The organism is Enterobacter cloacae complex sp. IR5384 (assembly GCF_049237265.1).
GTDB classification, from domain to species: Bacteria; Pseudomonadota; Gammaproteobacteria; order Enterobacterales; family Enterobacteriaceae; genus Enterobacter; species Enterobacter cloacae.
The window spans coordinates 19871-39987 of the sequence record NZ_JBMKHJ010000026.1 but is presented as its reverse complement, the minus strand read 5'-3'; the positions used below and the strand labels follow the sequence as shown (position 1 = coordinate 39987).

General features: G+C 55.1%; 20 protein-coding genes and 1 pseudogene. 18 read left to right on the top strand and 3 right to left on the bottom strand.

Features of this window, described 5'->3' with window-relative positions; translation table 11 throughout:
- The first annotated feature begins 49 nt into the window (after nt 1-49).
- The 4 genes from ACOTX3_RS18640 (at nt 50) to ubiA (ending at nt 3986) form a co-directional block, all read left to right on the top strand.
- A complete protein-coding gene (locus tag ACOTX3_RS18640; protein WP_058678457.1) occupies nt 50-1366 on the top strand; it encodes a maltoporin in 1317 nt (438 codons plus the stop codon).
- Nucleotides 1367-1480: 114 nt separating this feature from the next.
- On the top strand, nt 1481-2425 hold the full coding sequence (gene malM, locus ACOTX3_RS18635; protein WP_023622494.1) for a maltose operon protein MalM: 945 nt from the start codon (nt 1481-1483) through the stop codon (nt 2423-2425).
- 180 nt (nt 2426-2605) lie between these two features.
- Entirely contained in the window at nt 2606-3103 is a 498-nt protein-coding gene (ubiC, locus tag ACOTX3_RS18630; RefSeq protein WP_013095049.1) for a chorismate lyase, read from the top strand.
- Nucleotides 3104-3116: 13 nt separating this feature from the next.
- Nucleotides 3117-3986 (top strand): 4-hydroxybenzoate octaprenyltransferase, encoded by an 870-nt coding sequence (ubiA, locus tag ACOTX3_RS18625; RefSeq protein WP_013095050.1) that lies wholly within the window; start codon nt 3117-3119, stop codon nt 3984-3986.
- Nucleotides 3987-4084: 98 nt separating this feature from the next.
- Here ubiA and plsB read toward each other — a convergent pair whose 3' ends face one another.
- Nucleotides 4085-6505 (bottom strand): glycerol-3-phosphate 1-O-acyltransferase PlsB, encoded by a 2421-nt coding sequence (gene plsB, locus ACOTX3_RS18620; RefSeq protein WP_013095051.1) that lies wholly within the window; start codon nt 6503-6505, stop codon nt 4085-4087.
- Nucleotides 6506-6659: 154 nt separating this feature from the next.
- Here plsB and ACOTX3_RS18615 point away from each other — a divergent pair, with 154 nt between their 5' ends.
- From ACOTX3_RS18615 to ACOTX3_RS18595, 5 genes and pseudogenes are all read left to right on the top strand, one after another.
- Complete coding sequence (locus ACOTX3_RS18615; protein ID WP_023620295.1) at nt 6660-7028, top strand: diacylglycerol kinase; 369 nt, start codon at nt 6660-6662, stop codon at nt 7026-7028.
- Nucleotides 7029-7136: 108 nt separating this feature from the next.
- Nucleotides 7137-7745, top strand: coding sequence for a transcriptional repressor LexA (lexA, locus tag ACOTX3_RS18610; protein WP_013095053.1), 609 nt, complete (start codon nt 7137-7139; stop codon nt 7743-7745).
- A 64-nt stretch (nt 7746-7809) separates the two neighbouring features.
- Nucleotides 7810-9147 (top strand): MATE family efflux transporter DinF, encoded by a 1338-nt coding sequence (gene dinF, locus ACOTX3_RS18605; RefSeq protein WP_058678456.1) that lies wholly within the window; start codon nt 7810-7812, stop codon nt 9145-9147.
- Nucleotides 9144-9218, top strand: a pseudogene (locus ACOTX3_RS18600) (hypothetical protein); the annotation flags it as partial. The gene dinF and the pseudogene ACOTX3_RS18600, both read left to right, overlap by 4 nt.
- A 49-nt stretch (nt 9219-9267) precedes the next feature.
- Nucleotides 9268-9477 (top strand): CsbD family protein, encoded by a 210-nt coding sequence (locus ACOTX3_RS18595; RefSeq protein WP_020686626.1) that lies wholly within the window; start codon nt 9268-9270, stop codon nt 9475-9477.
- A 69-nt stretch (nt 9478-9546) separates the two neighbouring features.
- Here ACOTX3_RS18595 and zur read toward each other — a convergent pair whose 3' ends face one another.
- Entirely contained in the window at nt 9547-10059 is a 513-nt protein-coding gene (gene zur / locus ACOTX3_RS18590) for a zinc uptake transcriptional repressor Zur (protein ID WP_013095057.1), read from the bottom strand.
- A gap of 115 nt (nt 10060-10174) precedes the next feature.
- Between zur and ACOTX3_RS18585 the strand changes: the two genes are divergently transcribed.
- From ACOTX3_RS18585 to pspG, 4 genes are all read left to right on the top strand, one after another.
- Nucleotides 10175-10663, top strand: coding sequence for a cupin domain-containing protein (locus ACOTX3_RS18585; protein WP_023620296.1), 489 nt, complete (start codon nt 10175-10177; stop codon nt 10661-10663).
- Between the two features lie 220 nt (nt 10664-10883).
- Nucleotides 10884-12143: a conjugal transfer protein TraF gene (traF, locus tag ACOTX3_RS18580; protein ID WP_155687126.1), complete on the top strand. Its 1260-nt coding sequence runs from the start codon at nt 10884-10886 to the stop codon at nt 12141-12143.
- A gap of 82 nt (nt 12144-12225) precedes the next feature.
- On the top strand, nt 12226-13221 hold the full coding sequence (gene dusA / locus ACOTX3_RS18575; RefSeq protein WP_058678455.1) for a tRNA dihydrouridine(20/20a) synthase DusA: 996 nt from the start codon (nt 12226-12228) through the stop codon (nt 13219-13221).
- A 136-nt stretch (nt 13222-13357) separates the two neighbouring features.
- Nucleotides 13358-13600 carry an envelope stress response protein PspG gene (gene pspG, locus ACOTX3_RS18570; protein WP_013095061.1) on the top strand — a complete coding sequence of 81 codons (243 nt, stop codon included), beginning with the start codon at nt 13358-13360 and terminating at the stop codon, nt 13598-13600.
- A gap of 184 nt (nt 13601-13784) precedes the next feature.
- On the opposite strand, the gene ACOTX3_RS18565 is transcribed toward pspG, so the two are convergent.
- Nucleotides 13785-14768: a quinone oxidoreductase gene (locus ACOTX3_RS18565; RefSeq protein ID WP_013095062.1), complete on the bottom strand. Its 984-nt coding sequence runs from the start codon at nt 14766-14768 to the stop codon at nt 13785-13787.
- A gap of 60 nt (nt 14769-14828) precedes the next feature.
- Here ACOTX3_RS18565 and dnaB point away from each other — a divergent pair, with 60 nt between their 5' ends.
- The 5 genes from dnaB (at nt 14829) to ACOTX3_RS18540 (ending at nt 20116) form a co-directional block, all read left to right on the top strand.
- A complete protein-coding gene (gene dnaB, locus ACOTX3_RS18560; RefSeq protein ID WP_013095063.1) occupies nt 14829-16241 on the top strand; it encodes a replicative DNA helicase in 1413 nt (470 codons plus the stop codon).
- A gap of 16 nt (nt 16242-16257) precedes the next feature.
- Nucleotides 16258-17337, top strand: coding sequence for an alanine racemase (alr, locus tag ACOTX3_RS18555; protein ID WP_058678454.1), 1080 nt, complete (start codon nt 16258-16260; stop codon nt 17335-17337).
- 125 nt (nt 17338-17462) lie between these two features.
- Complete coding sequence (tyrB, locus tag ACOTX3_RS18550; protein ID WP_029882661.1) at nt 17463-18656, top strand: aromatic amino acid transaminase; 1194 nt, start codon at nt 17463-17465, stop codon at nt 18654-18656.
- A 217-nt stretch (nt 18657-18873) separates the two neighbouring features.
- Entirely contained in the window at nt 18874-19587 is a 714-nt protein-coding gene (gene aphA / locus ACOTX3_RS18545; protein WP_013095066.1) for an acid phosphatase AphA, read from the top strand.
- 112 nt (nt 19588-19699) lie between these two features.
- Nucleotides 19700-20116 (top strand): secondary thiamine-phosphate synthase enzyme YjbQ, encoded by a 417-nt coding sequence (locus ACOTX3_RS18540; protein ID WP_013095067.1) that lies wholly within the window; start codon nt 19700-19702, stop codon nt 20114-20116.
- Nucleotide 20117: the final 1 nt, after the last annotated feature.

Below are 20117 nucleotides of genomic sequence, written 5' to 3'. Positions count from 1 at the left end.
AACCGACAGGTCAAGTGTTCAAAGAAAAGCAATGATCTCAGGAGATAGAATGATGATTACTCTGCGCAAAGTCCCTCTGGCACTCGCCATTGCGGCAGGCATTATGTCTGCCCAGGCAGGCGCTGTAGACTTTAAAGGTTATGCTCGTTCCGGCATTGGCTGGACCGGGAGTGGCGGTGAACAACAATGTTTCCAGGCAACCGGTGCTCAAAGTAAATACCGTCTCGGTAACGAATGTGAGACGTACGCTGAGCTGAAACTGGGCCAGGAAGTGTGGAAAGAGGGCGACAAGAGCTTCTATTTCGACACTAACGTAGCGTATTCCGTTTCTCAGCAGAACGACTGGGAATCCACCAGCCCGGCCTTCCGTGAAGCTAACGTGCAGGGTAAAAACCTGATTGAGTGGCTGCCAGGCTCCACCATCTGGGCCGGTAAGCGCTTCTATCAGCGTCATGACGTCCACATGATCGACTTCTACTACTGGGACATCTCAGGTCCTGGTGCCGGTATTGAAAACATCGATCTGGGCTTTGGTAAACTCTCTCTGGCAGCTACCCGCTCTTCTGAATCAGGCGGTTCTGCAACCTTCGCCGATCGTGATGCCAACGGCGACCGTGTTTATGACAACGTTGTACCTAACGACGTCTTCGACGTGCGTTTAGCCGGTCTGGAAACCAACCCGGGCGGTACGCTGGAGCTGGGCGTTGACTATGGTCACACCAACATTCCTGACGACTACTACCTGCAGCCTGGCGCTTCTAAAGATGGCTGGTTGTTCACTGCTGAACACACCCAGAGCATGATGAAGGGCTTCAACAAGTTCGTACTGCAGTACGGTACGGATTCCATGACCTCTAACGGCAAAGGTATTCCACAGGGCGGTAGCGTTGATAACGATGGCTCCATGTGGCGTGTGCTGGACCACGGTGCAATCACCCTGGCAGACCGTTGGGACCTGATGTACGTCGGTATGTACCAGAACATCGATCGTGACAACAACAACGGTACCGAGTGGTGGACTGTGGGTGTTCGTCCGATGTTCAAATGGACGCCAATCATGAGCACCCTGCTTGAAGTGGGCTACGACAACGTCAAATCTCAGAAAACTGACGAGAAGAACAGCCAGTACAAAATCACCCTGGCACAACAATGGCAGGCAGGCGACAGCATCTGGTCCCGTCCGGCTATCCGTGTCTTCGCAACTTACGCGAAGTGGGATGAGAAATGGGGTTATGCAAATAGCGGCAGCGATCAGGCTGCAGGCTACACCCCTGGCGTCGCGTATAACGACACTTCTGCACGTACCTTCAGCCGTGGCGACAACGATGAATGGACCTTCGGCGCCCAGATGGAAATCTGGTGGTAATTCGTTAGACCTGACGTAATGACCTGAAAAGAGGGGCGCAAGCCCCTCTCTCCTTAGGGTGCTGCGCGCTATTGCCTGGCCACCGCAGTGCTCACGCTATCAGAGGTAATAACAATGAAAATGAAGAAAAGTCTCGTCGCGCTGTGCCTCTCTGCGGGGCTGTTAGCCTGTGTTCCGGCCGTCTCCTTTGCAGACGTGAATTTCGTGCCACAAAATACCAGTGCTGCGCCCGCTATCCCGGCAGCGGCACTCCAGCAACTGACATGGACGCCGGTTGATCAATCCAAAACGCAGTCGACTCAGCTCTCTATGGGTGGCCAACAACTGAACGTGCCGGGGATTTCTGGCCCTGTTGCGGCTTATAGCGTACCGGCGAACATTGGTGAATTGACCCTGACGCTGACCAGCGAAGTGAATAAACAGACCAGTGTGTTTGCGCCAAACGTCCTGATCCTCGATCAAAACATGACGCCATCGGCGTTCTTCCCGAGCGACTATTTTAGCTATCAGGAACCGGGCGTGATGAGTGCGGACCGCCTGGAAGGCGTTATGCGCCTGACGCCTGCTCTGGGTCAGCAAAAGATTTACGTGCTGGTATTCACAACAGAGAAAGATTTGCAGCAGACAACAAAGCTGGTTGACCCGGCGAAAGCTTATGCCAAAGGCACCGGTAACTCTGTCCCGGATATTCCGGATCCGCTTGCCCGCCATACCACTGATGGCCTGGTCAAACTGAAAGTTTCCACCAACAGCGCTTCCAGCGTACTCGTTGGCCCACTGTTTGGCTCGTCTGGTCCAGGTCCGGTGACTGTGGGGAATACCGCTGCACCTGTTTATACCGCGCCAGCGGCTACGGCAGCCGCGACCGCAGCCCCAGCTCCGGCGAAGAAAGCTGAGCCGGTACTGAACGACACCGAAGAATACTTCAACAACGCCATTAAGCAGGCGGTGAAGCGCGGCGATGTCGATAAAGCGCTGAAACTGCTTGATGAAGCCGAACGTTTAGGTTCAACCACTGCCCGTTCCACCTTTATCAGCAGTGTAAAAGGCAAGGGGTAACCGTTTCCCCACAGTGCTGATTTGTTAGTAGTTTAGTGCGCCTGAGTGGGCGCACTTTTTTTCGTGCCGCTCGCGCTGTTGCACCATTGTTGCGATAGTGATCGCTAAATAACGTTTGACCGCCCTCAATGCGCTTTTCTGCGATACAATGCCATTACGTTATGTATCGGAGAGTCCGGCATGTCACACCCTGCGCTAACGCAACTGCGTTCGCTGCGCTATTTCGACCAAATACCTGCGCTTGACCCGCAGCAGCTTGACTGGTTGCTGCTGGAAGATTCCATGACTAAACGTTTTGAGCAACAGGGCAAGACGGTTACGGTGACGATGATTCAGGAAGGGTTTGTCACCTCCGCTGACATTGCCAGTGAGCTGCCGCTGTTACCAAAAGAAGAACGCTACTGGTTGCGTGAAATTCTGCTCTGCGCGGATGGTGAGCCGTGGCTCGCCGGACGAACCGTGGTGCCTGAATCCACCCTTTCCGGGCCAGAGCTGGCACTGCAACGGCTGGGAAATACCCCGCTCGGGCGGTATCTTTTTACCTCGTCTGAACTTACCCGTGATTTTATTGAAATTGGACGCGATGCCGAACTGTGGGGACGTCGTTCCCGTCTTCGCCTGAGCGGTAAACCGTTAATACTGACGGAGCTTTTTTTACCGGCATCGCCGTTGTACTGAGAGGAAGAAAAAAATGGAGTGGAGCCTGACGCAGAACAAGCTGCTGGCCTATCACCGCTTAATGCGTACCGATAAACCCATCGGCGCGCTACTGCTGTTGTGGCCGACATTATGGGCGCTATGGGTGGCGACGCCGGGCGTTCCACCGCTGTGGATCCTGGGCGTGTTTGTGGCCGGTGTCTGGCTGATGCGTGCGGCGGGCTGTGTGGTCAATGACTACGCCGATCGTAAATTCGACGGACATGTGAAACGGACAGCCAATCGTCCGTTACCCAGCGGGCAGGTCACAGAGAAAGAGGCCCGTGTGCTGTTCATCGTGCTGGTGCTGCTCTCCTTCCTGCTGGTGTTAACCCTCAACACCATGACCATCCTGCTTTCCGTTGCGGCTCTCGCGCTGGCATGGGTCTATCCGTTTATGAAACGCTATACCCATCTGCCGCAGGTGGTGCTCGGCGCGGCGTTTGGCTGGTCGATCCCAATGGCGTTTGCGGCGGTCAGCGAGTCGGTACCGCTGAGCTGCTGGCTGATGTTCCTGGCGAACATTCTCTGGGCCGTGGCTTATGACACGCAATATGCGATGGTTGACCGCGATGACGATCTGAAAATTGGCATTAAATCGACCGCCATTCTGTTTGGTCGTCACGACAAGCTGATTATCGGTATCCTGCAGGTCGCCGTGCTGGCGCTGATGGTGGCGATTGGCCGCCTGAACGGGCTCAACTGGGAGTTTTACTGGTCAGTGCTGGTGGCGGGGCTGCTGTTTGCTTATCAGCAAAAGCTGATCGCAAAGCGTGAGCGTGACGCCTGTTTTAAAGCGTTTATGAATAATAACTACGTGGGCCTGGTGCTGTTCCTGGGGCTGGCGATGAGCTATTTTGGCTGAAAAAAAGCCCGGTGACGCTGAAGTTTACCGGGCCTGCATGATATGAAGGATCAGATTGTGAGCCGGGTAAGGCGAAGCCGCCACCCGGCTTTTTCACATCACTCGCCCTGCGTCGCACTCTCAATCGTCAAACGCACGTCGGAGGTAATCAGCTCTGCCAGCATCTGATACACCTTCAGCGTCTCTTCCGGCTCGGCATCGCCCGTGTCGCTAATGAACCCTTCATCACGCAGCGTCAGTACCAGTGAACTGAAGACCGCTTTGTCGAAGAATTCCGGGGCGTTGATGCCGTGCAGAACGGAAAGGCGCTGTGCAAGCGTCCGGCTCTCTTTCTCCAGCGTACCGCGGTTAATGGATGGGTTCGCGCTCAGCAGCCAGAAGGTGATAGCGTAGCGCTGCAGCGTTTCACGCGCACCCGCCGCCAGCAGTTGCAGCGTACGGGAGCGTGACGGATTGATATGCAGCTCGTCGTTAACAACGGTAATCAGCCCCTGACGACGCAGCTCCTCGGTCATTTTATCCAGCTCAATCGCCAGCTCATCCTTGCTCCAGCGCAGGAACAGCTCTGCTTTCAGCATCGGATAGAGCGTCTCTACATGACGCAGCAGCTCCTGACGAGAAATACGGCGATGCTGAGTAATGATCGCCGCCATCAGCGACGGCAGCATCAGCATATGCGCGATATTGTTACGATAGTAGGTCATCAGCACCGCCTGTTCGCGCGGGAGAATGATGATGTCGCCAATCGTATCTTTCTCGACTTCAAACTTGTTCATCTGCAGCGCATGGTCGATCAGCTCGCTCGCCGTGCTGGCAGGCGTCGTTGAATCCACCGAGTAGGGAACGTTGCGCATCAGGTCAAGATAGCAATCCAGCTGCTCCGTAAGCTGTTCACGGGTCAGCGAGCGTTGACGTGACGCCAGCAGCGCCGTACAGCAGAGGTTCATGGCGTTTGCGGCACCGGCGTTGTTAATACGCACCATCAGCTCAGCCGCGATACCGTTAACCGTTGGCGTCAGCCAGGCTGGACGCACCGCTTCGATAGGATCGATAGACTCGCGCCAATCGGGAACATGGTTGTTCAGATACGTCATCAACGGCATCGGCTCGCCGAAGTTTACGTAGCCCTGACCAAGATTGCGTAGCTTGCTCAGCCCGCGCAGCATCTGCGGTAGACTCTCTTTCTCTTTAGTCGCCCCGCGCAGCTCTTTGGCGTAAGTCCCCACTTCCATGACGTGCTCATAGCCAATGTAAATGGGCACCAGCGTGATGGGACGAGTGCCGCCGCGCAGCATCGCCTGGATGGTCATCGACAGCGTGCCGGTTTTCGGATCCAGCAGACGGCCGGTTCGTGAACGTCCCCCCTCCACGAAGTACTCAACGGAATAACCGCGGCTGAACAGCTCGCCCAGATATTCACGGAACACGGTGGAGTAGAGCTTGTTGCCCTTAAAGGTACGACGAATGAAGAACGCCCCCAGGCGGCGGAAAATCGGGCCTGCTGGCCAGAAGTTCAGGTTGATACCGGCTGCGATGTGCGGTGGCACCAGCCCCTGGTGATAGAGCACATACGAGAGGAGCAGGTAGTCCATGTGGCTGCGGTGGCAGGGCACATAAACAATTTCATGCCCGTCATGCGCCAGTTGGCGAACGCGCTCGGCGTTATGGACGTTAATGCCCTGATAGAGGCGGTTCCATGTAAAGCCCAGGATGCGGTCAGAAAGACGGATCATCTCATAGGAGAAGTTCGCGGCAATCTCTTCCATCAGCGCAATGGCGTTCTGCTGTGCTTTTTCATGAGAAATCTTTTTACTGCGCGCTTCGTCTTCAACAGCACGGGCGATCGCTTTGGAAGCCAGCAGCTTGTTGAAGAGATCCTGACGCGCCGGAAGGCGAGGGCCAACGGCGGCCAGACGCTGACGAGCGAAATGCATGCGCGCCACGCGCGCCAGTTTTTGCGCGATGATCTTATCGGTGCCGTGCTCGTCGGCCATCCGGCGCAGCGAGACGGAAGGGGAGAAGCGCACAAAGCTGTCGCGCCCCAGCCAGGAGACGGCGAAGAATTTCTGGATGCCATTAAGCATGCGTAACGGTGGGTTCTCTTCCCCTTTTTCGCGGCCCGGACGACGACCAAACATCACCGACACCGGCACCATCTGCACATCCAGATCGGGATTGCTGCGATGCAGGTCGAGATAGTCGTGGAACAGCTTAATGGACTCTTCTTTTGGCGTGTAATAGGTAAACACGCGTGGCCCACCGTGAATGAACACGTATCGCGGCAACAGCGTACCGTCGACTTCTAACGGTTCAAGCGGGTCAGGTAAATCATGCGCCAGACACTGGGCGCGAAGCGTCAGCAAGTCTGCCTTCGAGTTATAAGGCAAAACATACATAATAGGGCGCGACGTATCGAGCCCCAATTCCAGCGCGGGTTCTGCTGGGATAGACTTACTTTTTACCAGGACGCTTAATGGTAAATTAAGTAATTTGTAGTAAATTCGTGGCCAGCCAGACATAAACGATGTAAAGCCTCTGGTTAATAATGCAATTTCGGCGCAAGGATAACAGAAAGCGCGCGAAATTACTGTTGTTACCCGTCATACTTCAGGCTACAGCGCAACACGTTGCGCCTCCTGTTATTGACGCTATTTCAAATAAAAGGTTCTTTTAATGGCCAATAATACCACTGGGTTAACCCGTATCATTAAAGCTGCTGGCTATTCCTGGAAAGGTTTTCGCGCCGCATGGGTCAACGAAGCCGCGTTTCGCCAGGAGGGTGTCGCCGCGATTGTCGCGGTGATTATCGCCTGTTTCCTTGATGTTGATGCCATTACCCGCGTGCTTCTGATCGGCTCCGTGCTGTTGGTGATGATAGTGGAAATTATTAATAGCGCTATTGAGGCCGTTGTGGACCGTATTGGCTCTGATTTCCACGAACTTTCTGGCCGGGCAAAAGACATGGGCTCTGCTGCCGTGTTGCTGGCGATTATCACTGCGGTCATCACCTGGGTCACGCTGCTTTGGTCACATTTCCGATGAGCCTCGAGGAATAATTAAGTCCCTGGTTTTTTGTGCAGTTTTTGGTTCCAAAATCGCCTTTGACTGTATATACTCACAGCATAACTGTATATACACCCAGGGGGCGGAATGAAAGCGTTAACGACCAGGCAGCAAGAGGTGTTTGATCTCATTCGGGATCATATCGGCCAGACGGGTATGCCACCCACGCGTGCGGAAATCGCGCAGCGTCTGGGCTTCCGTTCTCCGAACGCTGCCGAGGAACACCTGAAAGCGCTGGCGCGTAAAGGCGTAATTGAGATTGTATCGGGTGCTTCACGCGGTATCCGCCTGCTGGTGGAAGAAGAGACGGGCATTCCGCTGGTGGGGCGCGTCGCGGCAGGTGAACCTCTGCTGGCGCAACAGCATATTGAAGGCCACTATCAGGTTGATCCGGGCATGTTCAAGCCGAGCGCGGATTTCCTGCTGCGTGTAAGCGGTATGTCCATGAAAGACATCGGTATTCTTGACGGCGATCTGCTTGCGGTGCATAAAACGCAAGACGTGCGTAACGGCCAGGTTGTGGTGGCACGCATCGATGATGAAGTCACCGTTAAACGCCTGAAAAAGCAAGGTAATACGGTTCAGCTGCTGCCGGAAAACAACGAGTTTTCCCCGATTGTGGTAGACCTCCGCGAACAAAACTTCTCTATCGAGGGGCTGGCGGTAGGGGTCATTCGCAACGGAGAATGGCTGTAATCTCATCCTGACAGGCTACGGATCTGCCGTGGCCTGATTCTTTATCCACTCCCGGTATTTTTTCATGTCACTGCTTACGGCATCCGATAAGGCATTGTGGCGTCTTGCACTGCCGATGATTTTTTCCAATATCACCGTTCCTCTGCTGGGGCTGGTGGATACGGCAGTTATTGGTCACCTTGATTCACCCATCTATCTGGGCGGCGTGGCGATTGGCGCGACGGCGACCAGCTTCCTTTTTATGCTCCTGCTCTTTTTGCGCATGAGTACCACCGGGCTTACGGCGCAGGCGTACGGTGCTAAAAATCCTTTGCGTCTGGCGCGCGCGCTGGTTCAGCCGTTAATTCTGGCGCTTGGGGCAGGCGCGTTAATCGCTATATTACGTACCCCACTGATTGATCTGGCGCTGCATATCGTTGGCGGCAGCGAGGCGGTACTGGAGCAGGCACGACGCTTCCTTGAAATTCGCTGGCTCAGCGCGCCCGCGTCGCTGGCCAATCTGGTTCTGCTGGGGTGGTTACTCGGCGTGCAGTATGCCCGCGCGCCCGTAATCCTGCTGGTGGTAGGCAACCTCCTCAACATCGTGCTCGATCTCTGGCTGGTGATGGGCCTGCACATGAACGTGCAGGGTGCGGCACTGGCGACGGCGATTGCCGAATACGGGACGTTTATCCTTGGTCTGTGGATGGTCTGGCAAGTGCTGGTCATGCGGGGGATTTCCCTTGCTCTGCTCAAGAGTGCATGGCGAGGCAATATCCGCACCCTGTTGGCGCTTAATCGCGACATTATGCTGCGCTCACTGCTGCTGCAGCTCTGTTTCGGCGCACTGACAGTCTTTGGCGCCCGGCTTGGGCCAGATATCGTCGCGGTGAATGCCGTTCTGATGACGCTGCTGACCTTTACCGCCTATGCACTGGATGGCTTTGCCTATGCTGTGGAAGCGCATTCCGGCCAGGCATACGGCGCACGTGAAAGTGGTCAGTTGCGGGATGTCTGGCGGGCGGCCTGTCGACAGTCGGGGCTGGTGGCGCTGGCGTTCGCGCTGATTTACGCCTGTTTTGGCGAACAGATTATTGCGTTACTCACCTCCCTTCCTGCACTGCGCGAGCTGGCAAGCCATTACCTTATCTGGCAGGTCATTTTGCCGGTGGTGGGGGTCTGGTGCTATCTGCTGGACGGTATGTTTATCGGCGCGACGCGAGGAGCGGAGATGCGTAACAGCATGGCGGTGGCGGCGGCTGGTTTTGCCCTGACGCTGCTCACGCTCCCCTGGCTGGGTAACCATGGTTTATGGCTCTCCCTGGCGGTCTTTCTCGCGTTGCGGGGCCTGTCACTGGGCTTTATCTGGCACCGGCACTGGCAAAACAATACCTGGCTTCCTTCCCGCAACGATATATCGTGACGGTTAAAGATTCCGAATATGAAATCAACTGCCGAATCCTTAACTACAATTATTATCACGTCCAGCAGAAAAGAACGTAACGGACGTTACGACCCGACGCTTAACTAAGAGGACACGATGATGAATAAAGACGAAATCGGCGGCAACTGGAAGCAGTTCAAAGGTAAAGCGAAAGAACAGTGGGGTAAGCTGACGGATGACGATATGACGGTCATCGAAGGTAAACGCGATCAGCTTGTCGGTAAAATTCAGGAACGCTACGGTTACGAGAAAGACCAGGCGGAAAAAGAGGTCGGCGACTGGGAAAAACGCAACGACTACCGTTGGTAACCGTGTGATACCCGACAGTACAAGGAAGTACTCCCTGAGGGCGGCCATGGGCCGCCTTTGTTTTGGCTGTTAACGCGGCTTTTTCTTTACGAGGATAGAGTGGTCATGGTGGCACGCGTCCTGATGCCGACAGGCCTCCACTTCTACACACGCAGAGCATAATCCGTGTGCTTCAATGACGTTATGGCGCAAAGCAAAGCCCATTCTGGCCGCCAGCGTATGCATAATATCTTCTACGCCTTCCGCCCCTTCTTCTTTCACCACGCCACAACGGTCGCAGATAAACATGGCCGACGTATGGGTTGGCTGGTCAAAAAGATGACACAACACATAACTGTTTGTGGATTCGACCTTATGTACAAACCCTTGTTCCAGCAGAAAATCTAGCGCACGATAGACCGTAGGCGGTTTAGCCTGTGGCTCGCTTTCGCGCAGCAGGTCGAGCAGGTCGTATGCGCTGATGGCGCCCTGCTGCAGGGTCATCAGACGCAAGACTTCAAGGCGCTGCGGAGTCAGGCGCACATTGCGTTGCGCGCACAGCTTCTCTGCCTGCGCTAACAGCTCTTTTGTGGACTTATCCATTTAGCACCTCGGATGTTATAGGCTGGAAAACCCTCACTTTACCATGTTCTGGTAAAAACGCCGAGATCCGCCAGGCTGTGCTATACCTGACCCATCGCAAACCGGGAAATTAATGATGAAAAAACCTGACTGTATTCGGCACTGGCGAGACGTGGAAGAGCCAGATAATTCAACCTATCCCGACAGCAACGAGCTTTTCTCCATCGGTGCACCGCTGGCTCGTCACCTGGGGCTCAGGCGAATCGGTATTCACCACGAGCGTTTGCCGCCCGGGCGTCGAACCTCCTATCCCCACGCGGAAAGCGACGAAGAAGAGTTCATCTATGTGCTGGAAGGGTATCCGGAAGCCTGGATTAACGGCTATTTGTGGAAGCTTGAACCCGGCGACAGCGTAGGGTTTCCTGCTGGCACCGGCGTCTGCCATACCTTTATTAATAACACCGAAGAAGAGGTGCGATTACTGGTTGTTGGCGAGGCTAACAAGAAGCACAACCGAATCTACTATCCGCTTAACCCGGAGTATGCCGCCACGCGTGAAGATCGCTGGGTTGATCATCCCCCTCAGTTCTTTGGGCCGCACGATGGAAAACCTGGGAAAAAATAATTTCCTCTTCTATAAATATTGAGGGCCGTCACAAATAACAACAGGCCTGTCCGGAGTTTTACTTAAGGAAATAGCGGGTCTTTTTGTACTTATTCACAGCAATAGTTCGTTCCTGTTTGGGTGATAACAAACAGGGTGATGTTATTAACGACAATAAGACGAGCATACTGTGAAAAAACATTTTAAATTTTCGGTGGTTAGCATCGCTGTCTCCCTGTTTATGGCAAATCAGGCGGGAGCAGCCAATACCTGGACAGAATCACGTAGCGACGCAATGGGTGGCACGGGCGTCGCTTCGGGCAGCTATGGCAGCGGGGCGTTAATCAACCCTGCGTTGTTGGCAAAGGCGAAACCGGACGATGATGTGACGGTTATTTTACCGTCCGTCGGCGTGCAGGTGACGGATGAAGACAATCTTCAGGATGAGATTGATACCATCAACGATAAAATCAATCACTATAAGGATGTGGTTGATAGCCTGACCCCCATCGAAGTGATTACCAACCCGCTGGGCTCAATCGATCAGTTCCAGGGAGCGGCAAAAGATCTTGCCGATGAACTGGACTATCTCAAAGGCAAAACCGCACGCGCTACGGCAGGCGCGGGGATTGCGGTGAGTATCCCTAACGATGTGCTCTCCGTGGCCTTTATGGCGAAAGGCTATGCCCACGGGCGCGTCAGCTCTTCCATCGATCAGCAAGATATTGATTACCTGCGCAGTATCCAAAACAGCGATGCGGTGGCGGCGGGCGTGGCACTGGATGCGGCGCTAAACGGTACCGATCAAATCACAAAAAACCTTAACTCTACGGCGTCTGGCCGGGCGGCAATTGTCTCCGATTATGGTGTTGCCATTGCCCGTCAGTTCGATCTGGGTGGCGTCCCGGTTTCCCTTGGCGTCACGCCAAAACTGCAGAAAACCTGGATCTACAACTACACCACCTCAATTTACGATTACGACAGTAACAAGTGGAACGACAGCCGCTACCGGAAAGACGATACCGGCTTTAACGTGGATGCCGGTATCGCGGCCGATTTCGGCGAGCACTGGACGGTCGGGGTGAGCGGGCAAAACCTGATGTCGCGCGATATTGACACCAAGGACATTCGCATCCGCAACGGGCGCACGGGGGAAGTGGTGAGCTATAAAGACACCTATCAAATCCGTCCGCTGGTGACGGCCGGTGCCGCCTGGCACAACGATCTGGTGACCCTGACCGCCGATGGCGATCTGACAGAAACCAAAGGCTTTAAAAGCGAAGATACCTCGCAGTATGTTGGCGTGGGTGCGGAAGTGACGCCGCTGAGCTGGCTGGCCGTGCGGGCGGGTTATCGTGCCGATATGAAAGGGAATGACAGTAACGTCTTTACCGGTGGTGTTGGTTTTGCACCGTTTAACACGGTCCACGTCGACCTGATGGGGCTCTACGGTGAAGATGAAACCTGGGGTGCAGGGGCACAGTTAAGTATGACGTTCTAAAGGGCACCGGAGGCGTTGCGCCTCCGGCTTTTCTTTATGCTATAGTAGCGCCCCTTTTCCACCAGATGCTTAAAACTTCGCCATGTCGTCAGAACACCAGACTGCCTTTCCCGCACACCGTTTCTCCATTGCGCCCATGCTCGACTGGACGGACAGACACTGCCGCTATTTCCTGCGCCAGCTCTCCCGCCATACGCTGCTGTACACCGAAATGGTCACCACCGGTGCAATTATTCACGGTAAGGGCGACTATCTGGCGTACAGCGAAGAAGAGCATCCGGTTGCCCTGCAGCTGGGTGGCAGCGATCCGGCTGCGCTGGCGCACTGTGCGAAGCTGGCTGAAGAACGTGGCTACGACGAAATTAACCTTAACGTTGGCTGTCCGTCCGATCGCGTGCAAAACGGCATGTTCGGCGCCTGTCTGATGGGGAACGCACAGCTGGTAGCGGACTGCATCAAGGCGATGCGTGATGTGGTCTCCATTCCGGTGACGGTGAAGACCCGTATCGGTATTGATGACCAGGACAGCTACGAATTCTTGTGTGATTTCATCAATACGGTTGCCGGAAAGGGCGAGTGCGAGATGTTTATCATCCATGCGCGTAAAGCCTGGCTCTCTGGCCTTAGCCCGAAAGAGAACCGCGAAATTCCGCCGCTGGACTACCCGCGTGTGTATCAACTGAAGCGGGACTTCCCGCACCTGACCATGTCGATCAACGGTGGTATCAAGTCGCTCGACGAGGCCAAAACACATCTGGCGCATATGGATGGCGTGATGGTCGGTCGCGAGGCATATCAGAATCCGGGTATTCTGAGGACGGTCGATCGCGAGATCTTCGGCGATGAAGGCGCAGACACTGACCCGGTTGCCGTAGTGCGGGCCATGTATCCGTACATTGAACGTGAGCTGAGTAACGGCACTTACCTTGGCCATATCACGCGTCATATGCTTGGCCTGTTCCAGGGGATCCCGGGCGCACGCCAGTGGCGTCGCTATCTGAGCGAGAACGCGCATAAAGCTGGCGCGGATATCGAAGTGCTGGAACAGGCGCTACGCCTGGTTGCAGATAAACGATAAATCTCGCTAAAAATTCGTCAAATTCACCACGCCCCGCACAGCCTTGCGGGGCGTTTTGCTTTTATAACAACACGTTAGAGTTGGCATGGATCTTGTAATGATTGCGACATCATTCGGGAACTCATGGGAGAGAACCATGCTGGAACTGCTTTTTGTGATTGGCTTTTTTGTCATGCTGTTAGCCACCGGCGTGTCGCTGCTCGGCATTCTGGCAGCGCTTGTGGTGGCGACAGTGGTCATGTTTATTGGCGGATTATTTGCCCTGACGATCAAACTTCTGCCGTGGCTGCTGCTGGCCGTTGCGGTGGTGTGGGTTATACGGGCGATTAAATCACCAAAACTGCCCACTTATCAGCGTAATAACCGCTTTCGTTACTAAGGTATTGAGGGGTTCGTCACATACCTGCAACTTTTCCGGCGGCATTGCTTAGAACGGAATAGGATTTACTTATCGAATCTGTCACTATGGCTGCCGCTAAAGAATTCATCGAGCTGTACCCTACATACAGCCGAACTAAAAAAAGAAAGGGCTTCCTCAGGGAAGCCCAATTTCTTTTATGGGATCAGGGAATTAACAGGCTTGACCCCTGCGTTGACCGGCTCTCCAGCACCTCATGCGCACGTTGCGCATCGCTTAGCGCGTACTTCTGCGCATCTGCCACATCCACTTTGATGACCCCGCTGGCAATCAGCGAGAACAGTTCGTTACTGGCTTCGAGCAACTCTTCGCGATTGGTGATGTAGCCCTGCAGGGATGGACGAGTGACATACAGCGAGCCTTTCTGGTTCAGAATACCCAGATTCACACCGGTCACCGCGCCTGACGCGTTACCGAAGCTCACCATCAGACCGCGGCGCTGCAGGCAGTCCAGAGACGCTTCCCAGGTATCTTTCCCTACCGAGTCATATACCACGCGCACTTTTTTGCCGCCGGTTACCTCTTTTAAGCGTTCAACGATGCTCTCTTCCCGGTAGTTAATCACCTGCCAGGCGCCGGCCTGCAGCGCGCGCTGGGCTTTTTGCGCGCTCCCCACGGTGCCGATCAGTTTTGCGCCTAACGCTTTGGCCCACTGGCAGGCGATGAGCCCTACGCCGCCCGCAGCCGCATGGAACAGGAACTGCTCGTCGGGTTTGATTTCATAGGTTTTGCGCAGCAGATAATAGACCGTCAGCCCTTTAAGGAAGGAGGCCGCGGCCTGTTCAAACGAAATGGCATTGGGCAGGAGGGCAACTTTGTCTGCCGGAACGTTGTGCACGGAGCTGTAAGCGCCCAGCGCCGATTGCGCATACACCACGCGATCGCCTTCTTTAACATGCTTAACGGCGCTGCCCACTTTGCTGACCACGCCCGCCGCCTCGGTACCCAGACCGCTCGGCAGTGACGGCGGTGGATAAAGACCGCCGCGAATATAGGTGTCGATGTAGTTAATGCCGATGGCTTTATTTTCAACCTGCACTTCATTTTCGCCAGGCGCGGCGGGGGTAAACTCCACCGCGTTGAGTACGTCAGGGCCACCATGCTTGTGAAATTCAATACGTGTTGCCATGCTTCCTCCAGAATGTGGTAATCTTTCGACCCACTCTTTATCTCGGTAACTCCATTCACTATGGCAGGAAACAAACCCTTCAACAAACAGACTGAACCTCGTGAGCGTGATTTTCAGGTCGCCGGGTTAAAAGTCCCGCCGCACTCGATTGAAGCGGAACAGTCGGTGTTGGGCGGTTTAATGCTGGATAACGAGCGCTGGGACGACGTCGCCGAGCGCGTCGTGTCCGACGATTTCTACACCCGCCCGCACCGCCACATCTTCACCGAAATGGCGCGCCTGCAGGAGTCCGGTAGCCCGATTGACCTGATTACGCTCGCGGAATCGCTGGAGCGGCAGGGGCAACTGGACAGCGTTGGCGGTTTTGCTTATTTAGCAGAACTGTCGAAAAACACGCCAAGTGCAGCGAACATTAGCGCTTATGCGGACATCGTTCGCGAACGCGCCGTTGTTCGTGAGATGATCTCGGTCGCGAATGAAATCGCCGAAGCGGGCTTTGATCCGCAGGGTCGCACCAGCGAAGACCTGCTCGATCTCGCGGAATCCCGCGTCTTTAAAATCGCTGAAAGTCGCGCCAATAAAGACGAAGGCCCGAAAAACATCGCCGATGTGCTCGATGCCACCGTCGCCCGTATTGAACAGCTCTTCCAGCAGCCGCACGATGGCGTAACCGGAGTTAACACCGGCTATGACGATCTCAATAAGAAAACCGCAGGCCTGCAGCCGTCGGATTTGATTATCGTCGCCGCGCGTCCGTCGATGGGTAAAACCACCTTTGCGATGAACCTCGTCGAAAACGCGGCGATGTTGCAGGATAAACCGGTCTTAATCTTCAGTCTGGAGATGCCATCTGAGCAAATCATGATGCGTTCTCTGGCGTCGCTTTCTCGTGTGGATCAGACCCGTATCCGTACCGGTCAGCTCGACGATGAGGACTGGGCGCGTATCTCCGGCACCATGGGGATCCTGCTGGAAAAACGTAACATCTATATCGATGACTCCTCCGGCCTGACGCCGACAGAAGTGCGCTCCCGTGCGCGCCGTATCGCCCGCGAGCATGGCGGTATTGGCCTTATCATGATCGACTACCTTCAGCTGATGCGCGTGCCGTCGCTCTCCGATAACCGTACGCTGGAGATTGCGGAAATTTCCCGCTCGCTCAAGGCATTAGCCAAAGAGCTGCATGTGCCTGTCGTGGCGCTCTCGCAGCTTAACCGCTCCCTGGAACAACGTGCCGACAAACGCCCGGTCAACTCCGACCTGCGTGAATCCGGCTCCATCGAGCAGGATGCCGACTTAATCATGTTCATCTACCGTGATGAGGTTTATCACGAGAACAGCGACCTGAAAGGGATCGCCGAAATTATTATCGGTAAACAACGTAACGGCCCTATCGGTACGGTACGTCTGACCTTTAACGGACAGTGGTCGCGTTTCGACAACTATGCCGGTCCTCAATATGATGATGAGTAATTTCTAAGGAAATCAAATGCAAGCGGCAACTGTTGTGATTAACCGCCGCGCTCTGCGACACAACCTGCAACGTCTGCGTGAACTGGCTCCTGCCAGTAAACTTGTTGCAGTCGTGAAAGCGAACGCTTACGGACACGGTCTTCTTGAGACCGCGCGAACGCTCCCCGATGCCGACGCCTTTGGCGTTGCCCGTCTTGAAGAAGCCCTCCGCCTGCGCGCAGGGGGGATCACCCAACCGATTTTGCTGCTCGAAGGCTTTTTTGAGGCTGCAGACCTGCCGACCATTGTAGACCAGCATCTGCACACGGCGGTACACAACGAAGAACAGCTTTCCGCCCTCGAAACCGCTGAGCTGAGCGAGCCAGTCACCGTCTGGATGAAGCTCGACACGGGCATGCACCGTCTGGGTGTACGTCCGGAACACGCGCAGGCGTTTTATCAGCGTCTGTGCCAGTGCAAAAATGTCCGCCAGCCGGTAAATATTGTCAGCCATTTTGCCCGGGCTGATGAGCCTGACTGCGGCGCTACTGAACAACAACTCGACATCTTTAACACCTTCTGCGAAGGCAAGCCGGGGATGCGCTCTATCGCGGCCTCCGGTGGCATTCTGCTGTGGCCGCAGTCGCACTTCGACTGGGCGCGTCCGGGGATTATTCTTTACGGCGTATCACCGCTGGAGAACAGACCCTGGGGGCCGGACTTTGGCTTCCAGCCGGTGATGTCCCTGGTGTCTAAGCTGATTGCGGTGCGTGAGCACAAGGCGGGGGAACCGGTGGGTTACGGCGGCACCTGGACCAGTGAGCGTGACACCCGGCTGGGTGTGGTGGCGATGGGGTATGGCGACGGTTATCCACGTGCTGCGCCGTCCGGTACGCCGGTTCTGGTCAATGGCCGCGAAGTGAAGATTGTCGGTCGCGTGGCGATGGACATGATTTGCGTAGATCTTGGCCCCGATGCCCAGGATAAAGCGGGCGACGATGTGGTGATGTGGGGTGACGGTTTGCCCGTCGAACGCATCGCGGAAATCACGAAAGTGAGTGCTTACGAACTTATAACGCGCCTGACATCAAGGGTGGCAATGAAGTACATCGATTAAACTGCTGTGAATGCCGGGGGGCAGCGTTGCCTGACCCGGCATGGAACAGGTTAAACGCTCGATCTTCTGTCATATCCGGTTTATTGTTGAATTCCCTGCCTCATCGAATTCCGGAGAACCATCGCGTGTTTCAGAAAGTTGACGCCTACGCCGGCGACCCCATTCTCTCCTTAATGGAGCGTTTCAAAGAAGATCCTCGCAGCGACAAAGTGAATCTCAGCATTGGTCTGTATTACAACGAGGACGGCATTATTCCTCAGTTGAAAGCCGTTGCTGAAGCGGAAGCGCGTCTTAACGCCGCCCCGCACGGTGCTTCTCTTTATCTGCCGATGGAAGGGCTCAATACTTACCGTAACGCCATCGCGCCGCTGCTGTTTGGTGCCGATCACGCGGTGCTCGCACAAAAACGTGTGGCAACCATCCAGACCCTGGGCGGTTCAGGCGCGCTTAAAGTGGGTGCGGACTTCCTGAAAAAATACTTCCCGGATTCAGGGGTATGGGTCAGCGATCCCACCTGGGAAAACCACGTGGCGATTTTTGAGGGTGCTGGCTTTAAGGTGGCGACCTATCCATGGTTCGACAGTGAAACCAACGGCGTGCGCGTTGACGCGCTGCTGGAAAAACTGAATACCCTGCCAGAGCGCAGCATAGTGCTGCTGCACCCGTGCTGCCACAACCCGACCGGGGCAGATCTCACCAACACCCAGTGGGATGCGGTGATTGAGGTGCTGAAAGCGCGCAACCTGATCCCCTTCCTCGACATCGCCTATCAGGGCTTTGGCGCAGGGATGGAAGAAGATGCCTATGCCATCCGTGCCGTGGCCAGCGCTGGTCTGCCTGTTCTGGTCAGCAACTCGTTTTCAAAAATCTTCTCCCTGTACGGCGAGCGCGTGGGTGGCCTCTCTGTGGTGTGCGAAGACGCCGAAGCGGCAGGTCGCGTACTGGGGCAACTGAAGGCGACCGTGCGCCGCATCTACTCCAGCCCGCCAAACTTTGGCGCGCAAGTGGTGGCGACCGTGCTGGGAGACGAACAGCTAAAAGCCAGCTGGCTTGCAGAAGTGGAATCCATGCGTAAGCGTATTCTGTCGATGCGTCAGGAGTTGGTTAACGTGCTGAAAGAGGCCGTACCGGGGCATAACTTCGACTATCTGCTTAAACAGCGCGGGATGTTTAGCTATACCGGGCTGAGCGCCGCACAGGTTGAACGTCTGCGCGAAGAGTTCGGCGTCTACCTGATTGCCAGCGGACGTATGTGCGTGGCGGGTCTGAATGCCAGCAACGTTCATCGCGTGGCGCAGGCATTTGCTGCAGTAATGTAAGTACTTACTCACCCTCCCTCTCCCCGTGGGAGAGGGCCGGGATGAGGGCATCAGGCCGCACAAACAGGTTGCCCGGCATTCTGTGATCTTCTTCTTTTTATCCAACCTCATAAGCAAAAACTCCTTCCCTTCATCTCCCGCTGGGGTTATGGTCGGATAGATTTTTGACCAGTCGCTCAAATTAAAACGATAACAAACTGAATATTCAGGGGAAAATATGCGCAAGATCACACTGGCGCTCAGCGCCGCCTGCTTATTGTTCTCGCTTAACAGTACGGTCGTCGCGCGCGCTTCCGCACCGACGCCGCTTTACACCGGCACTACCGCCGCTATTCTGGCTGAACAAGCCCCCATTCACTGGGTCTCTGTAGCCCAGATTGAAAACAGCCTGATGGGCCGCCCGCCAATGGCTGTGGGCTTTGATATTGACGATACCGTCCTCTTCTCCAGCCCCGGGTTCTGGCGCGGTAAAAAAACATACTCACCGGACAGCGAAGCGTATCTGAAAAACCCGGAATTTTGGGAAAAGATGAACAACGGCTGGGACGAATTCAGCATCCCGAAAGAGGTGGCCCGCGCGCTTATCGCCATGCATGTAAAACGCGGCGACAGCATCTACTTCGTTACCGGACGCAGTCAGACCAAAACGGAAACCGTCTCTAAAACCCTGCAGGATGATTTCCTGATCCCGGCGGCCAGCATGAACCCGGTGATTTTCGCGGGTGACAAACCGGGACAAAACACCAAAACCCAGTGGCTGGAGCAGAAACATATCAAAGTCTTCTACGGTGATTCAGACAACGATATCAGCGCCGCGCGTGATGTGGGAGCCAGAGGGATCAGGGTGTTACGCGCCTCAAACTCGACCTATCGCCCGCTGCCAATGGCCGGGAAGTTTGGCGAAGAGGTCATTGTGAACTCAGAGTATTAAATCGTTGGCGGCGAGTTTGGCTCTTTTTTAATCAAATCTCGTCGCTGCGGGTTTTACCTTTCGTCTTCTTGCTGCACACTTAGAAAGATTCACTTTCATAACGGAGCAGCACATGTGGTACCAACAAACCCTGACCTTAAGCGCTAAACCTCGCGGATTTCACCTGGTGACGGATGAAGTTATCGGGCAGATCCGCGATCTGTCGCGCGTCAAAACGGGTTTGCTGCATCTGCTGCTTCAGCACACGTCGGCCTCTCTCACGCTTAATGAAAATTGCGATCCCACCGTCCGGTCTGATATGGAGCGGCATTTTCTGAAAACCGTTCCGGACAACGCCTCCTACGAGCATGACTATGAGGGGGCGGACGACATGCCTTCGCATATCAAATCTTCTCTGCTGGGCGTATCGCTAATGCTGCCGGTACACAACGGGCGGCTTCTGCTGGGAACATGGCAAGGGATCTGGCTGGGAGAACATCGCATTCACGGTGGTTCGCGTAAAATTATCGCAACGCTACAAGGGGAATAAA

Coding starts and splice junctions, on each gene's coding strand:
- ACOTX3_RS18640 (WP_058678457.1), top strand. CDS start 50: ATGATGATTACTCTGCGCAAAGTCCCTCTGGCACTCGCCATTGCGGCA.
- malM (WP_023622494.1), top strand. CDS start 1,481: ATGAAAATGAAGAAAAGTCTCGTCGCGCTGTGCCTCTCTGCGGGGCTG.
- ubiC (WP_013095049.1), top strand. CDS start 2,606: ATGTCACACCCTGCGCTAACGCAACTGCGTTCGCTGCGCTATTTCGAC.
- ubiA (WP_013095050.1), top strand. CDS start 3,117: ATGGAGTGGAGCCTGACGCAGAACAAGCTGCTGGCCTATCACCGCTTA.
- plsB (WP_013095051.1), bottom strand. CDS start 6,505: ATGTCTGGCTGGCCACGAATTTACTACAAATTACTTAATTTACCATTA.
- ACOTX3_RS18615 (WP_023620295.1), top strand. CDS start 6,660: ATGGCCAATAATACCACTGGGTTAACCCGTATCATTAAAGCTGCTGGC.
- lexA (WP_013095053.1), top strand. CDS start 7,137: ATGAAAGCGTTAACGACCAGGCAGCAAGAGGTGTTTGATCTCATTCGG.
- dinF (WP_058678456.1), top strand. CDS start 7,810: ATGTCACTGCTTACGGCATCCGATAAGGCATTGTGGCGTCTTGCACTG.
- ACOTX3_RS18595 (WP_020686626.1), top strand. CDS start 9,268: ATGAATAAAGACGAAATCGGCGGCAACTGGAAGCAGTTCAAAGGTAAA.
- zur (WP_013095057.1), bottom strand. CDS start 10,059: ATGGATAAGTCCACAAAAGAGCTGTTAGCGCAGGCAGAGAAGCTGTGC.
- ACOTX3_RS18585 (WP_023620296.1), top strand. CDS start 10,175: ATGAAAAAACCTGACTGTATTCGGCACTGGCGAGACGTGGAAGAGCCA.
- traF (WP_155687126.1), top strand. CDS start 10,884: ATGGCAAATCAGGCGGGAGCAGCCAATACCTGGACAGAATCACGTAGC.
- dusA (WP_058678455.1), top strand. CDS start 12,226: ATGTCGTCAGAACACCAGACTGCCTTTCCCGCACACCGTTTCTCCATT.
- pspG (WP_013095061.1), top strand. CDS start 13,358: ATGCTGGAACTGCTTTTTGTGATTGGCTTTTTTGTCATGCTGTTAGCC.
- ACOTX3_RS18565 (WP_013095062.1), bottom strand. CDS start 14,768: ATGGCAACACGTATTGAATTTCACAAGCATGGTGGCCCTGACGTACTC.
- dnaB (WP_013095063.1), top strand. CDS start 14,829: ATGGCAGGAAACAAACCCTTCAACAAACAGACTGAACCTCGTGAGCGT.
- alr (WP_058678454.1), top strand. CDS start 16,258: ATGCAAGCGGCAACTGTTGTGATTAACCGCCGCGCTCTGCGACACAAC.
- aphA (WP_013095066.1), top strand. CDS start 18,874: ATGCGCAAGATCACACTGGCGCTCAGCGCCGCCTGCTTATTGTTCTCG.
- ACOTX3_RS18540 (WP_013095067.1), top strand. CDS start 19,700: ATGTGGTACCAACAAACCCTGACCTTAAGCGCTAAACCTCGCGGATTT.